At 71.6% G+C, this 14,197-nt stretch carries 16 protein-coding genes; 3 read left to right on the forward strand and 13 right to left on the reverse strand.

The genetic code is table 11. The features are described from left to right. Positions 1-29: 29 nt before the first annotated feature. The 10 genes from DDW44_RS02795 to DDW44_RS02840 all read right to left on the reverse strand — a co-directional run bounded on the left by DDW44_RS02795 (position 30) and on the right by DDW44_RS02840 (position 8,090). Positions 30-611, reverse strand: coding sequence for a TetR/AcrR family transcriptional regulator (locus DDW44_RS02795; RefSeq protein ID WP_018890231.1), 582 nt, complete (start codon positions 609-611; stop codon positions 30-32). Beyond that, positions 611-931 carry a DMT family transporter gene (locus tag DDW44_RS02800; RefSeq protein ID WP_017948822.1) on the reverse strand — a complete coding sequence of 107 codons (321 nt, stop codon included), beginning with the start codon at positions 929-931 and terminating at the stop codon, positions 611-613. Before DDW44_RS02800 ends, DDW44_RS02795 begins: the two co-directional genes overlap by 1 nt. Before the next feature lie 420 nt (positions 932-1,351). After that, positions 1,352-1,747 carry a metal-sulfur cluster assembly factor gene (locus DDW44_RS32315; RefSeq protein ID WP_017948821.1) on the reverse strand — a complete coding sequence of 132 codons (396 nt, stop codon included), beginning with the start codon at positions 1,745-1,747 and terminating at the stop codon, positions 1,352-1,354. After that, positions 1,744-2,199: a Fe-S cluster assembly sulfur transfer protein SufU gene (gene sufU, locus DDW44_RS02810; RefSeq protein ID WP_026165434.1), complete on the reverse strand. Its 456-nt coding sequence runs from the start codon at positions 2,197-2,199 to the stop codon at positions 1,744-1,746. The genes DDW44_RS32315 and sufU overlap by 4 nt, the downstream gene beginning before the upstream one ends. 10 nt (positions 2,200-2,209) lie before the next feature. Then, positions 2,210-3,466 (reverse strand): cysteine desulfurase, encoded by a 1,257-nt coding sequence (locus DDW44_RS02815; RefSeq protein WP_018890232.1) that lies wholly within the window; start codon positions 3,464-3,466, stop codon positions 2,210-2,212. Next, positions 3,463-4,227, reverse strand: coding sequence for a Fe-S cluster assembly ATPase SufC (sufC, locus tag DDW44_RS02820; protein ID WP_017948818.1), 765 nt, complete (start codon positions 4,225-4,227; stop codon positions 3,463-3,465). Before sufC ends, DDW44_RS02815 begins: the two co-directional genes overlap by 4 nt. A gap of 7 nt (positions 4,228-4,234) precedes the next feature. Continuing rightward, a complete protein-coding gene (locus DDW44_RS02825) occupies positions 4,235-4,552 on the reverse strand; it encodes a non-heme iron oxygenase ferredoxin subunit (RefSeq protein WP_017948817.1) in 318 nt (105 codons plus the stop codon). Further along, positions 4,552-5,766: a Fe-S cluster assembly protein SufD gene (gene sufD, locus DDW44_RS02830; RefSeq protein WP_017948816.1), complete on the reverse strand. Its 1,215-nt coding sequence runs from the start codon at positions 5,764-5,766 to the stop codon at positions 4,552-4,554. The genes DDW44_RS02825 and sufD overlap by 1 nt, the downstream gene beginning before the upstream one ends. A 63-nt stretch (positions 5,767-5,829) precedes the next feature. After that, entirely contained in the window at positions 5,830-7,251 is a 1,422-nt protein-coding gene (sufB, locus tag DDW44_RS02835) for a Fe-S cluster assembly protein SufB (protein WP_017948815.1), read from the reverse strand. Further along, complete coding sequence (locus DDW44_RS02840; protein ID WP_108905424.1) at positions 7,248-8,090, reverse strand: helix-turn-helix transcriptional regulator; 843 nt, start codon at positions 8,088-8,090, stop codon at positions 7,248-7,250. The genes sufB and DDW44_RS02840 overlap by 4 nt, the downstream gene beginning before the upstream one ends. A 375-nt stretch (positions 8,091-8,465) precedes the next feature. On the opposite strand from DDW44_RS02840, the gene DDW44_RS02845 reads away from it, so the two are divergent. From DDW44_RS02845 to DDW44_RS02855, 3 genes are all read left to right on the forward strand, one after another. Further along, entirely contained in the window at positions 8,466-9,392 is a 927-nt protein-coding gene (locus DDW44_RS02845) for an ABC transporter ATP-binding protein (protein WP_108905425.1), read from the forward strand. A 98-nt stretch (positions 9,393-9,490) separates the two neighbouring features. Continuing rightward, the gene (locus DDW44_RS02850; protein ID WP_166802831.1) at positions 9,491-10,207 is read left to right on the forward strand and encodes an ABC transporter permease; all 717 of its coding nucleotides are present in this window, start codon (positions 9,491-9,493) and stop codon (positions 10,205-10,207) included. Between the two features lie 80 nt (positions 10,208-10,287). Continuing rightward, positions 10,288-11,256 (forward strand): COX15/CtaA family protein, encoded by a 969-nt coding sequence (locus tag DDW44_RS02855; protein ID WP_108905427.1) that lies wholly within the window; start codon positions 10,288-10,290, stop codon positions 11,254-11,256. Between the two features lie 73 nt (positions 11,257-11,329). On the opposite strand, the gene DDW44_RS02860 is transcribed toward DDW44_RS02855, so the two are convergent. The 3 genes from DDW44_RS02860 to DDW44_RS02870 all read right to left on the reverse strand — a co-directional run bounded on the left by DDW44_RS02860 (position 11,330) and on the right by DDW44_RS02870 (position 13,909). Continuing rightward, positions 11,330-12,412, reverse strand: a complete 1,083-nt coding sequence (locus DDW44_RS02860; RefSeq protein WP_108905428.1) for an amidohydrolase family protein — start codon at positions 12,410-12,412, stop codon at positions 11,330-11,332. A 115-nt stretch (positions 12,413-12,527) separates the two neighbouring features. Then, positions 12,528-12,869 (reverse strand): hypothetical protein, encoded by a 342-nt coding sequence (locus tag DDW44_RS02865; protein WP_108905429.1) that lies wholly within the window; start codon positions 12,867-12,869, stop codon positions 12,528-12,530. A 92-nt stretch (positions 12,870-12,961) separates the two neighbouring features. Further along, positions 12,962-13,909, reverse strand: a complete 948-nt coding sequence (locus DDW44_RS02870; protein WP_018890240.1) for a heme o synthase — start codon at positions 13,907-13,909, stop codon at positions 12,962-12,964. Positions 13,910-14,197: the final 288 nt, after the last annotated feature.

Here is a 14,197-nt window from a genome sequence, read left to right on the forward strand (position 1 = left end):
CGGCGGGGGCGGGCGGGGGCGAACCGGTCTCAGGTGCCGGTCGCGGCGTCCGCGTCCGGGTCTGCCGTCGTTCCCCCGGCCAGGATGCGGGCCAGCATCGCGCGGGTGTACTCCTCGTCGTAGGCGGTGTCCGTGAGCAGGACCTGGAGGCAGATCCCGTCCATGAAAGCCACCAGGGCCCGCGCCGTCACCGGGTCGCTGCGGCGGGCGAGCGCCTCGGTGACGCCCTCGGTCCACTCCGCGACGACGGGGCGCAGGGCGGGGCGGCGCAGGGCGGCGAGGTAGAGCTCGTACTCCAGCTCCACTCCGCTCCGTTCGCCCCCGAGCCACTCCCCCAGCAGCCGGGCCAGTTCCCCCGCCGGATCACTGCGGGGGTCGGCGAGGACCGCGCTGTCCCTGACGGCGGCGGCGAAGCCCTCGTTGGCCTGGCGAAGCGCGGCGACCAGCAGTTCGTCCAGCGAGGCGAAGTGGTAGGTCGTCGAGCCGAGCGGGACCTGCGCCTCGGCGGCGACCGTGCGGTGGCTCAGCCCGGCGATACCCCGGCGTCCGACGACCCGTATGGCGGCGTCGATGATGCGCCGGCGCCGTTCGGGGTCGTGCCGGCGCACCATCAGTGCGCGCCGCCGAGGTTGAGCACGACCACGCCCGCGACGACCAGGGCGATCCCGGTGATCTTCACCAGGCTGGTGGACTCGTGCAGGAACACCATGCCGATCGCCGCGACGGCGGCGGTCCCGACCCCGGCCCAGATCGCGTACGCCGTGCCGACGGAGAGCGTCTTGAGCGTCTGCGCGAGCAGCGCGAAGGCGATCACGTACCCGATGACGGTGCCCACCGAGGGCCAGAGCCGGGTGAAGCCCTCGCTGTACTTCATCGCCGTGGTGCCGGCGACCTCGGCCGCGATCGCCGCGGCCAGCAGTCCGTAAGCCATGTGTACGACCGTACACAACGAGGGGTGCGGCCGTACACGGCGCGCGGGCACGCCGTCCACGGAACGCGGCGCGGTCACCGTGGCCCGGTCGCCCCGCGCGACCGGACGCGGGAAGGGCCCGGACGCCGGCCGGCCGGGCGGCACCACGCGAACGGCCGTGCCCGCCAGTCTGCCTGGCGGGCACGGCCGTTCCCGAACTCCCTGGGCCGGTACGGGGGACCCGGCGGACGCCTCGGGTCCCGGACACTCCGCGCCGCGGACGTACCGGATCCCTCCACGCGACGGACGGTGCTCCCGCGACGGGCGGTGCTCCCACGGCGGGCGGTCCACTGCGGAACCCGCCCCGCCCGGAAACCGCCCCGCCCCGGGCTCTCCCGATCACGACGCCGCCCCGGTGGGGGACGCCGGAGCCGGGCGCCGTCAGACGTTGAAGCCGAGCGCCCTCAGCTGCTCACGGCCGTCGTCCGTGATCTTGTCCGGTCCCCACGGCGGCATCCAGACCCAGTTGATCTTCAGCTCGTTGACGATGCCGTCCGTCGCCGCCTTCGCCTGGTCCTCGATCACGTCCGTCAGCGGGCAGGCCGCGGACGTCAGTGTCATGTCCAAAGTGGCGATGTTGGCGTCGTCGATGTGGATGCCGTAGATCAGCCCGAGGTTGACCACGTCGATGCCCAGCTCGGGGTCGACGACGTCGTACAGGGCCTCCCGGACCTCCTCCTCGGACGCCTTGGTGCTCGTCGGCGCCGCGGCCTTGGAGGAGAAGGTCTCCTCGTCCGGCCAGTCCTTCTCCGCCGTGGTCTCGGGGTTCTCAGTCATGCGGTCTTCCCTTCGGACAGCGCCTGCGCCGTCGCGTCCTTCCATGCCATCCAGCTCAGGAGGGCGCACTTCACGCGCGCCGGGTACTTGGAGACGCCGGCGAACGCCACCGCGTCCTCCAGCACCTCCTCCATCGCGTCGTCCGGCTCGATCTGGCCCTTGGACTGCATCAGTTCGAGGAACGTCGCCTGGATCTTCTGCGCCTCGGCGAGCTCCTTGCCGACGAGCAGTTCGTTCAGCACGGAGGCGGACGCCTGGCTGATGGAGCAGCCCTGGCCCTCGTAGGAGACGTCCGCGATGCGTGTGCCGTCGTACTTCACCCGCATCGTGATCTCGTCGCCGCAGGTGGGGTTGACGTGGTGCACCTCGGCGTCACCGTCCCGCAAGCCCCGCCCGTGCGGGTGCTTGTAGTGGTCCAGAATGACGTCCTGGTACATCGAATCAAGCTTCACGTCAGGCCCCTCAGCCGAAGAAGTTGCGGACGTGCTCCAGGCCGTCGATCAGTGCGTCCACCTCGCCCGGCGTGGAGTACAGATAGAACGACGCCCTCGTGGTCGCGGGAATTCCGTACCGGAGGCACACCGGCCGTGCGCAGTGGTGGCCGACCCGGACGGCGATGCCCTGCTCGTCCAGCACCTGACCCACGTCGTGCGGGTGGATGTCCCCGAGCACGAAGGAGATCGCCGCGCCGCGGTCCTCGGCCGTGACCGGGCCGATGATCCGCAGGTCGGGGACCTCCTGCAGCCGCTGGACCGCGTACTCGGTGATCGCGTGCTCATGCTGTGCGATCTTGTCCATGCCGATCGCGCCGAGGTAGTCCACGGCGGCGCCGAGGCCTACGGCCTGGGCGATCGGGGGCGTACCGGCCTCGAACTTGTGCGGCGCCGGGGCGTACGTCGACGAGTGCATCGAGACGGTCTCGATCATCTCGCCGCCGCCCAGGAACGGCGGGAGGTCCTCCAGCAGCTCCTGGCGGCCCCAGAGCACGCCGATACCGGTCGGGCCGCACATCTTGTGGCCGGTGAAGGCGACGAAGTCGGCACCGAGGGCCTGGACGTCCAGCGGCATGTGCGGGGCGGCCTGCGAGGCGTCGACCAGGACGAGCGCACCGACCTGCTGCGCCCGGCGGACGATCTGCTCGACCGGGTTGACCGTGCCCATGATGTTGGAGACCAGCGTGAAGGAGACGATCTTCGTCTTCTCCGTGATGACCTCCTCGATGTCGGAGAGGTCCAGGCGGCCGTCGTCGGTGAGTCCGAACCACTTCAGCTTCGCGCCGGTGCGCTGCGCGAGCAGCTGCCACGGCACGATGTTGGAGTGGTGCTCCATCTCCGTGATGACTATCTCGGTCTCGCGGTCCACGCGGTAGGGCTCGTCGGCCCAGCCCAGCATGTTCGCCACGAGGTTCAGCGACTCGGAGGCGTTCTTGGTGAAGATCACCTCGTTGCGGCTCGGCGCGTTGACGAAGGAGGCGACCTTGTCGCGCGCGCCCTCGTACAGTGCCGTGGCCTCCTCGGCGAGCACATGCACACCGCGGTGGACATTGGCGTTGTAGCGCTCGTAGTACTCGGCGAGGGCGTCCAGCACCTGGCGGGGCTTCTGCGAGGTCGCCGCGTTGTCCAGGTAGACGAGCTTCCGGCCGTCGTGCAGCACGCGGTCGAGGATCGGGAAGTCCTTGCGGATCGCCTCGGTGTCGAGGAGGCCCGGCAGCTGTGTCACGCGGATACGCCACCCTTCGTGTATGCCTCGTAGCCCTCGGCCTCGAGCTTGTCGGCGAGCTCGGCGCCACCGGACTCGGCGATGCGGCCGTTCGCGAACACATGGACGAAGTCGGGCTTGATGTAGCGCAGGATGCGCGTGTAGTGCGTGATCAGCAGGGTGCCGACCTCACCGGTCTCCCGGACGCGGTTGACGCCCTCGGAGACCGTGCGCAGCGCGTCGACGTCGAGGCCGGAGTCGGTCTCGTCGAGGATTGCGATCTTCGGCTTGAGGAGCTCCAGCTGCAGGATCTCGTGGCGCTTCTTCTCACCGCCGGAGAAGCCCTCGTTGACGTTCCGCTCGGCGAAGGAGGGGTCCATCTGGAGCCGCTCCATGGTCTCCTTGACCTCCTTCACCCAGGTCCGCAGCTTGGGGGCCTCGCCGCGGAGGGCGGTGGCGGAGGTGCGCAGGAAGTTGGAGACCGAGACGCCGGGGACCTCGACCGGGTACTGCATGGCGAGGAAGACGCCGGCGCGGGCGCGCTCGTCGACGGACATCTCCAGGACGTCCTCGCCGTCCAGGGTCACGGTGCCACCGGTGATCGTGTACTTGGGGTGGCCCGCGAGGGAGTAGGCGAGGGTCGACTTGCCGGAGCCGTTGGGGCCCATGATGGCGTGGGTCTCGCCCTGCTTCACGGTCAGGTCGACGCCCTTGAGGATCTCCCGGGGGCCGTTCTCGGCCTCGACGGAGACGTGCAGGTCGCGGATTTCAAGCGTTGCCATGGGTGACTCAGGACTCCTGGGTGACGGAGACGAGCACATCGTCCCCTTCGATCTTTACGGGGTACACGGGGACGGGGCGCGTCGCGGGAAGGCCGGACGGTTTTCCGGTGCGGAGGTCGAAGCTGGAGCCGTGCAGCCAGCACTCGATCTGGCAGTCCTCCACCTCGCCCTCGGAGAGGGAGACGTTCGCGTGCGAGCAGATGTCGTGGATCGCGAACACCTCGCCCTCCGTGCGGACGACGGAGACCGGCGTGCCGTCGAGTTCCACCCGCTTCGGGGTGTCCTCCTCCAGCTCGCTCAGCCCACAGGCGCGGACGAAGGCCATCAGACGGACGCCTCCAGCTCCGCCTCGATCTTGGCGATGAGGCGCTCTTCCACGTCCGGCAGGCCGATCTGCTGGACCAGCTCGGCGAAGAATCCGCGGACGACGAGGCGGCGGGCCTCGGCCGCCGGGATGCCCCGGGCCATCAGGTAGAAGAGCTGCTCGTCGTCGAAGCGGCCGGTGGCGGAGGCGTGGCCGGCGCCGACGATCTCACCGGTCTCGATCTCCAGGTTGGGCACGGAGTCGACCCGGGCGCCGTCGGTGAGGACCAGGTTGCGGTTCATCTCGTAGGTGTCGGTGCCCTCGGCCGCGGCCTCGATGAGGACGTCGCCGATCCATACGGCGTGCGCGTCGTCGCCCTGCAGCGCGCCCTTGTAGACGACGTTGGACTTGCAGTGCGGCGTGTTGTGGGTGACCAGCAGGCGGTGCTCCTGGTGCTGGCCGGCGTCGGTGAAGTACAGGCCGAACAGCTCGGCCTCGCCGCCGGTGCCGGCGTACGCGACGCGGGGGTGCAGACGCACGACGTCGCCGCCGAAGGTGATCACCACCGACTTGAAGGTGGCGTCACGGCCGACCAGCGCGTTGTGCTGCGAGCAGTGCACCGCCGTGTCGTCCCAGTCCTGGACGGAGACGAAGGTGACCTTGGCGCCGTCGCCGATCAGGAAGTCCACGTTGGCGGCGCGCACGGCGTCGCCGGTGTGGTCGATGACGATGACGGCCTCGGCGAAGGCCCCGATCTCGAAGACCGTGTGCCCGAAGGTGGTGCCCCCCTCGCCGTGCAGGGTGACCCGCACCGGCTCGGTCAGGACCGTCTCCTTCGGGACCGAGACGACGGTGGCCTTCTCGAACGAGGAGAACGCCTGCGCGGCGACCCGGTCGACGGGCGTGCCCGCCCTGCCGACGCGCGCGTCGTCGCGGCCGACGGACTCGACGGTGACGCCGTCGGGGGCGTTCACCTCGGCCCTGAGCGAACCGTCCGCCGTGGCGCTGCCGTCGTGGAGGCCCCGCAGGCGCTCCAGCGGCGTGAACCGCCACTCCTCCTCGCGGCCGTGCGGGACCGGGAAGTCCGCCACGTCGAAGGACGGGGGCGCGCTCATGCGCGTGGCGACGGTCGACTCCGCGGCCACCGCGATCGAGCCGGCGGTGGTGGAGCCCACCGGTGGGAGTGCCCCCGCCCGGGCGGAGTCGGGGGCGGGGGAGTTCTGAGCCTCAGCCATGGCTGTCGTGTTGCTCGCTTCCTACGTGAGAGATCTGCGTCGCTGCGGGCGGGGGCGGCGGCGTCAGCCGACCGCGCCCTCCATCTGCAGCTCGATCAGCCGGTTCAGCTCCAGGGCGTACTCCATCGGCAGCTCCTTGGCGATCGGCTCGACGAAGCCGCGCACGATCATCGCCATCGCCTCGTCCTCGGAGAGGCCGCGGCTCATCAGGTAGAAGAGCTGGTCCTCGGAGACCTTGGAGACGGTGGCCTCGTGGCCCATGGAGACGTCGTCCTCGCGGACGTCGACGTACGGGTAGGTGTCGGACCGGGAGATCGTGTCGACGAGCAGAGCGTCGCAGAGCACGTTGGACTTGGCTCCGGGGGCGCCCTCGCCGATCTCGATCAGGCCGCGGTAGGACGTGCGGCCGCCGCCTCGCGCCACCGACTTGGAGACGATGTTCGACGAGGTGTTCGGGGCCATGTGGACCATCTTGGCGCCGGCGTCCTGGTGCTGCCCCTCGCCCGCGAAGGCGATGGACAGGGTCTCGCCCTTGGCGTGCTCGCCCATCAGGTACACGGCGGGGTACTTCATCGTGACCTTGGAGCCGATGTTGCCGTCGACCCACTCCATGGTCGCGCCCTCGTACGCCACGGCGCGCTTGGTGACCAGGTTGTAGACGTTGTTCGACCAGTTCTGGATGGTCGTGTAGCGGCAGCGGGCGCCCTTCTTGACGATGATCTCGACCACGGCGCTGTGCAGCGAGTCCGAGGAGTAGATCGGGGCGGTGCAGCCCTCGACGTAGTGGACGTAGGCGTCCTCGTCGACGATGATCAGCGTCCGCTCGAACTGGCCCATGTTCTCGGTGTTGATCCGGAAGTAGGCCTGGAGCGGGATCTCGACGTGCACGCCCTTCGGCACGTAGATGAAGGAGCCGCCGGACCACACCGCGGTGTTCAGCGAGGCGAACTTGTTGTCGCCGGCCGGGATGACCGTGCCGAAGTACTCCTTGAAGAGCTCCGGGTGCTCCTTGAGCGCGGTGTCGGTGTCCAGGAAGATGACGCCCTGCTCCTCCAGGTCCTCGCGGATCTGGTGGTAGACGACCTCGGACTCGTACTGCGCGGCGACACCGGCCACGAGGCGCTGCTTCTCGGCCTCGGGGATGCCCAGCTTGTCGTAGGTGTTCTTGATGTCCTCGGGCAGGTCCTCCCAGGACTCCGCCTGCTTCTCCGTGGACCGCACGAAGTACTTGATGTTGTCGAAGTCGATACCGGAGAGGTCCGAGCCCCAGTTGGGCATGGGCTTCTTCTCGAAGAGCTTCAGGCCCTTGAGACGCATCTTCAGCATCCACTCGGGCTCGGACTTCTTCGCGGAGATGTCCCGGACCACGTCCTCCGAGAGGCCGCGCTTCGCTGCGGCGCCCGCGACGTCGGAGTCGGCCCAGCCGTATTCGTACTTGCCCAGGCCCTCGAGCTCAGGGTGGGCAGTCTCCGTGGGGAGAGTCATGCGGGGTTCCTCCCGGCCGTGCTTGCAGATGCTTGCGAAGTGGTCTTGTCGGTCTTGTCGGTCTTGACGTTCTTGCCGCTCTTGACGGGGTCGCCGGTCGTGCCGGCCCCTCCGGGCCCGCCGCCCGGCCGGTCGCCGGACCGGCGGGTGGGCCGGTGGGCGGCCTTCGGGATGAAGGTCGTGCACACGCCGTCGCCGTGGGCGATGGTGGCCAGACGCTGGACGTGGGTCCCGAGCAGACGGGAGAAGACCTCGGTCTCCGCCTCGCACAGCTGCGGATACCGCTCCGCCACATGGGCGACGGGGCAGTGGTGCTGACACAGCTGCTCGCCGACCGGTGCGTTACGCGCCGTGGCAGCGTACCCGTCCGCGGTCAGCGCCTTGGCCAGGGCCTCGGTGCGCGCCGCGGGATCGGCGGCCTCCACGGCCCGGCGGTACGCCCCGGCCTGGGCCTCCATGCGGTCGCGGGCGAACGCCGCGACGGCGGCCTCGCCTCCCGCGTTCTCCTCGATCCAGCGCAGGGCGTCCGCGGCGAGCACGTCGTAGGACTGGTCGAAGGCGTCCCGGCCGCAGTCGGTGAGCGCGAACACCTTGGCGGGCCTGCCGCGGGTGCGCGTGCCGTACACGCGCTGGTCGCGGGGCTCGACGACGTCGTCGGAGACGAGCGCGTCCAGATGACGGCGCACGGCGGCCTGGGTGAGCCCGAGGCGCCCGGCGAGATCGGCGACGGTGGACGGGCCGTGGTCCAGGATCGACCGCGCGACCCGGGTGCGGGTGGACCGCTCCCCGGTCGCGAGCTCCTCCTGGGGGGTCTCCCCCACAGCTCCGCCGTTTTTCACAACGCCATTGTTGCGTAATTCCGGAGAGACTGACAAGCCGCGTCCCATCCGGCGGACGGTGCCGTGCATCACTTAGGGAAACCTAACCTGACCTGCGGAAACGATCAGTCGTGGGATGAATTCCGGAGCGGCCCCGCAGGTCCCCGGCCGTCCCCCCAAGGGCTCCCGCGCACCCCGCCCACCCCGCCTGACCGGCGATTCGTCCCCGCCGGGCGGCCGTCCCCGCCGGGCTCGCCCGAACCGCCGCCGCTCCCCCGCACCCACCCGAACGGGTGGCCGGATCGGTCCCCTCCGCCGGGGCGGGATCCCGCCCCGGGGCCCCGGCGGCCCGTCGCCCCTCCTTAGACTGCCCGGCATGAACAACGAGTCCCCGGCATGAACAGCGACTCCGCCGTCCGGGTACGGGGCCTGGTCAAGCGGTACGGCGCCAGGACCGCGGTGGACGGGCTCGACCTCGACGTCCGCACCGGTACCATCACCGCCGTCCTCGGACCGAACGGCGCCGGGAAGACCACCACCGTCGAGGCCTGCGAGGGCTACCGCCGCCCCGACTCCGGCACCGTCCGCGTCCTCGGCCTCGACCCGGTCGCCGACGCGGCGCGGCTGCGCCCCCGGATCGGCGTGATGCTGCAGTCCGGCGGCGTCTACCCGGGCGCCCGCGCCGACGAGATGCTGCGCCACACGGCGAGACTGCACGCCCACCCCCTCGACGTGGACGCCCTGATCGAACGGCTCGGCCTCGGTTCGTGCGGACGGACGGCGTACCGGCGGCTCTCGGGCGGGCAGCAGCAGCGGCTGGCGCTCGCCATGGCCGTCGTCGGCCGCCCCGAACTGGTCTTCCTGGACGAGCCGACCGCCGGACTCGACCCCCAGGCCCGCCGCGCCACCTGGAACCTGGTGCGCGAGCTGCGAGCCGACGGGGTGACGGTCGTCCTGACCACGCACTTCATGGACGAGGCCGAGGAACTCGCCGACGACGTCGCGATCATCGACGGGGGCCGGGTCGCCGCCCAGGGCAGCCCCGAGCAGCTGTGCCGCGGCGGCGCGGAGAACACGCTGCGGTTCACCGGCCGTCCCGGCCTGGACCTCGGCTCCCTGCTGAAGGCGCTGCCGGACGGCAGCGCCGCGGCGGAGGTGGTACCGGGCGCGTACCGGATCGGCGGCACGGTCGACCCCCAGCTGCTCGCCACCGTCACCTCCTGGTGCGCGCAGCACGGGGTCATGCCGGACGGCATCTCGGTGGAGCGCCGCACGCTGGAGGACGTCTTCCTGGAGCTCACGGGGAAGGAGCTGCGGTCGTGACCGCTGAGGTGACCACGGACAGGGCGCCCGGCGGGCCGGGCTCGCCCCGCGGCACGGGTACGTACGCCCCGAGGCCCGGCGGCGCACCCGTCGCGCGGATGATCGCGGCACAGGCGGCGCTGGAGACGCGGATGCTGCTGCGCAACGGGGAGCAGCTGCTGCTGACGGTGATCATTCCGTCGCTGCTGCTGGTGCTCTTCTCCGCGGTCGACATCGTCGACACGGGCGAGGGCCGGGCCGTCGACTTCCTCGCCCCCGGGGTGCTGGCCCTGGCCGTGATGTCCACCGCGTTCACGGGCCAGGCGATCGCCACCGGCTTCGAGCGCCGCTACGGCGTGCTGAAGCGGCTGGGCGCCTCCCCGCTCCCCCGCTGGGCGCTGATGGCGGCCAAGACGCTCTCCGTCCTGGTCACGGAGATCCTGCAGGTCGCGCTGCTCACGCTGATCGCCTTCGGGCTGGGCTGGTCGCCGCGGGGCGGTCCGGTCGCCGTGGTGCTGCTGCTGGTCGCGGGCACCGCGGCCTTCTCGGGCCTGGGCCTGCTGATGGCCGGCACGCTCCGGGCCGAGGCGACGCTCGCCGCGGCGAATCTGGTCTTCCTGCTGCTGCTGGCCGGCGGCGGGGTGATCGTGCCGCTGGACAGGTTCCCGGACGCGGCGCAGCCGGCCCTGGCGCTGCTGCCGATCTCCGCGCTGTCCGAGGGGCTGCGCGACGTGCTCCAGCACGGCGCGGCGATGCCGTGGGGCGCGCTGGGGATCCTGGCGGGCTGGGCGGTGCTGGGACTCGCTGCGGCGGCGAGGTTCTTCCGCTGGGAGTGAGCGCTTCCCGGGCCGCGGGCGCGGCCCGGGGTGCCTCCCCGGGGGCCCCTCGTGAAAACGCGCACAAGCGCCCCTCTACGATGGTCGCCGTGCAGACCCCCCTCGCCTCCATCGCCCGGCGCTGGACGCCGTCACCCAAGGCCCTCCGGCGTGCCGCGCTCGCACCCGTCGTGATGAGCGTGGTCATCATCGTCACCGGCGGCGCGGTCCGGCTGACCGGATCCGGTCTCGGCTGCGACACCTGGCCCAAGTGCACGGACGACAGCCTGTTCGCGACACCCGAGCAGGGCATCCACGGCGCCATCGAGTTCGGCAACCGGATGCTGACGTACGTGCTGTGCGCGGCGGTCGGCTGGGCCATCGTCGCGGCGCGCTCCACCAAGCCGTGGCGGCGGGGGCTCACCCGGCTCGGCTGGGCGCAGTTCTGGGTGGTCATGAGCAACGCGGTCCTCGGCGGCATCACCGTGTGGGCGGGCCTCAACCCGTGGTCGGTGGCCGGGCACTTCCTGGCGGCCAACGCGCTGCTGACCGTCGCCACCGTCACCTGGATCCGGGCGGGTGAGGGCGACACCGCGCCCCGCCCCCGGGTCCCCCGCCCGGTACGGCGGCTGTCCTGGGCTCTGACCGGCGCGGCGGGGCTGCTGATCGCGGCGGGCACCACCGTGACCGGCTCCGGCCGGCACGCGGGCGACAGCAGCGACGTGCCGAGGATGCCGTTCGACTGGGTGGACGCGGCCCATGTGCACGCGGCGCTGGCCTGGCTGGTGTGCCTGCTCGGCGTGGCGATGTGGCTGGCGCTGCGGATCGTGGACGCGCCCGACGACACCCGGGCGCGCGCGCGGGAGCTCATCGGCGTGCTGGTCGCGCAGGGCGCCGTCGGCTATGTGCAGTTCTTCACCGACGTTCCGGAGCTGCTGGTGGGCGCGCACATGCTCGGCTCCTCGCTGATGTGGATCGCCGTGCTGCGGCTGGCCCTGAGCCTGCGGGAGCGTCCGGTGGCCGCGCCGGGGGCGCCGGCCGCTCCGGACGCCGCGCTGACGGCGGCCTGAGCCGGCCCGTACGCGCCCACGGCGGGCCTGGACCGGCCCGTTCAGGCGGTCACGGCGGCCTGAGCCGGCCCGTTCAGCCGGCGAGGCCGTAGACGCGGCGGGCGTTGCCGGCCGCGATCATCCCGGCGACCCGCTGGGCGTCCGCCCGGCACCAGGCCCCGTCGCGCACCCAGCCGCCGAGCACCCGCTCCAGTGCCTCCCGGAAGATCCGCGCCCCGACGACATGGAGCTCGGGCAGCCCCCGGGACCCGCTGGCGAACAGCAGTTTCCCGAACGGGGCGTGCTCCAGGGTCTCGGCGAGGACGGCGGCCGCGCCCGCGCCGGTGCGGGCGAGGGCGGGCCCGACATCGGCGTACACATGCGGGAAGACGCTCGCCAGATGCGCGGCGTGGCGGTGGTACGGGTAGCCGTGCAGCAGCACCAGATCGGTGCCGAGGCCGGCGGTGGCCGCCGCGAAGCCGGTCAGCGGCAGCGGATCGCCCACCCCGACGTGGATCTGCAGCGGCCGTCCCGCGGCGACGGCGATCCACAGCAGGTGACCGAGCAGGACGGGGTCGGTGAGCCGGCCGCCGACCGTCCGCCCGTCCAGCCAGCGCCCGGCGGCGCCGCGCACCTCGCCCGGCCCCGGCGGCTCGGGGGCGACGGAGGCGCAGTGCCGCAGTGCCGCGACCGAGGTGAGGGCGACGGCCGAGTCGGCCGCGCCGTGCACGGCCTCGGCGAGGTTGGCGAGGAACGCGTCGACGGTGCCCGAGGTGTCGGCGACCTGCTCGGCGAGCAGTTCCAGGCGCACGATCTCATGGGCGTCCGCCATGCCCGCCGCGGCGGTCTCGGGCACCGAGGTGAGGTCGCCGGGCAGACCGGTGTCCACGAGGTAGGTGGAGATCCCGGTCGCCCGCAGCAGCCGTCTGCCGGATTCGAGGACGCCGAGCTCCCGGCGGCGCGCGAGGTAGCGCGCGGGCGGGCAGTGGGGTTCGAGGCCCAGCAGCGGCGGGCACCAGCGGCGCACGGCGAAGCCGGTCTGGGTGTCGAAGAAGGTGGTGCCGGGCGCGGGCGGCCCGCCCGTCCCCCCGAGGTGGGCCTCGAAGGTGCCGAGGCCCAGCTCCGTGCGGAGGACGCCGTGGCAGTACTGATCCACCAGGGACGGGGTGTCGATCATCCGGGGCTCCCAGCGCAGGACGTCGTTGCACCCGTCCTAACGGGTGAGCCCCGCGCGAGGTGCTGCCCCGGGCCGCGACGGCCGTGCTCCGGTGCCCTCACCGGGCACGGAGCGGTCAGCCGTTCGACGGGCCGCCGAGCTGGATACCCGCCATCCGGGTCCACTCGTACGGTCCGGTGCGGACCTTCAGGGCGAACTCGCCGTCGAAGGACTCGTGCAGGGTGATGCCGGACTTCTCGGCGGCCCTGACGGCGATCTCGTGGGTCGGCGCGACCAGGTCTCCCCAGCCGCCGTCCTCGCCGACGAGCACGATCCGGGTGCCCGTCTGGCCGATGTAGGCGAGCTGGCCCTCCGCGCCGCCGTGCGCCTTTGCGAAGGCGCCGATCTGCCGGGCGAGCTTCGCGGCCTTCCGCTCGGCCTTCGCGGACTGCTTCTCGTCAACCTGGGTGTCTGCCATGACCAGGATGCTACTCCCGGGTAGATCGCCGGGCGACCGTCCGGTCGCGTGGCCTCGGCCACGCCGTGCCCGGGTCGGCCCCGGGCGGCCGGTCAGCGCAGGAAGGGGTCCACGGCGACGGCGACGAACAGCAGCGAGACATAGGTGATGGACCAGTGGAAGAGCCGCATCTCCTTGAGCTTCCCGCCCGTCACGCCGGCCTTGGCGCGGCCCTGCAGGGCGTGCGCCTCCCAGAGCCACCAGCCGCCGGTCGCCAGGGCCACGGCCGTGTAGAACCAGCCGGTGTAGCCGAGCGGGGTCAGCAGCAGCGAGACGCCCACCATCACCCAGCTGTAGACGACGATCTGCCGGGCGACGACCTTGTTGGAGGCGATGACGGGGAGCATCGGCACGCCCACGCGCGCGTAGTCCTCCTTCACCTTCATCGACAGCGGCCAGTAGTGCGGCGGGGTCCAGAAGAAGATGACGAGGAAGAGGACGACGGCGGCCCACGACACGGAGTCGGTGACGGCGGACCAGCCGATCAGCACCGGCATGCAGCCCGCGATGCCGCCCCAGACGATGTTCTGCGCGGTGCGCCGCTTCAGCAGCATCGTGTAGACGACGACGTAGAAGAGGAGTGCGCCGAGCGCCAGGGCCGCCGACAGCCAGTTGACGAGCAGTCCGAACCAGAGCGTGGAGACCACGGCCAGGGTGATGCCGAAGACCAGGCCCTCGCGCGGCGACACCATGCCGGTGACCAGCGGGCGCTGCGCGGTGCGGTCCATCAGGGCGTCGATGTCGCGGTCGATGTACATGTTGAGCGCGTTGGCACCGCCCGCGGAGAGGTATCCGCCGACGCAGGTGGCGACCACGAGCCAGAGGTCCGGCACGCCCTGCGCGGCCAGGAACATCACCGGTACGGTGGTGATGAGAAGCAGCTCGATGATCCGCGGCTTGGTCAGCGCCACGAATGCCTTGACGCGGGCCCCGAACGGCCGGCGGCCCCCCGGGCTGGGAGTCAAGACGACCCCGGCGGGTCGGGACTCGACGGCCGTCACGCACACCCCTGACAGAGAATTCCCAGCAAGCTTCGCGGGGGCATCCCTCGTACCCGGGAGGGTCGTGGAGGCGTGAATGCCCGGTGAAGGCTTGCGCGTACCACGCCACTCTAGACGTTGGCCCCATGCCGATCTTCGCGGGGGTGGGTCGTGTTGAGCGCTGCCGCCGCCGCGTCCGTAATCACCGGAGTCAGCCGTCGACAACAGGCGAAGTCGCGCCGGTACCCGCAGGCTGGTTGATGTGTCCGATTGGAGAGACGTGCACCCGAAAGGACGCACGTTGCTGCG

It is taken from the genome of Streptomyces tirandamycinicus, assembly GCF_003097515.1.
GTDB classification, from domain to species: Bacteria; Actinomycetota; Actinomycetes; order Streptomycetales; family Streptomycetaceae; genus Streptomyces; species Streptomyces tirandamycinicus.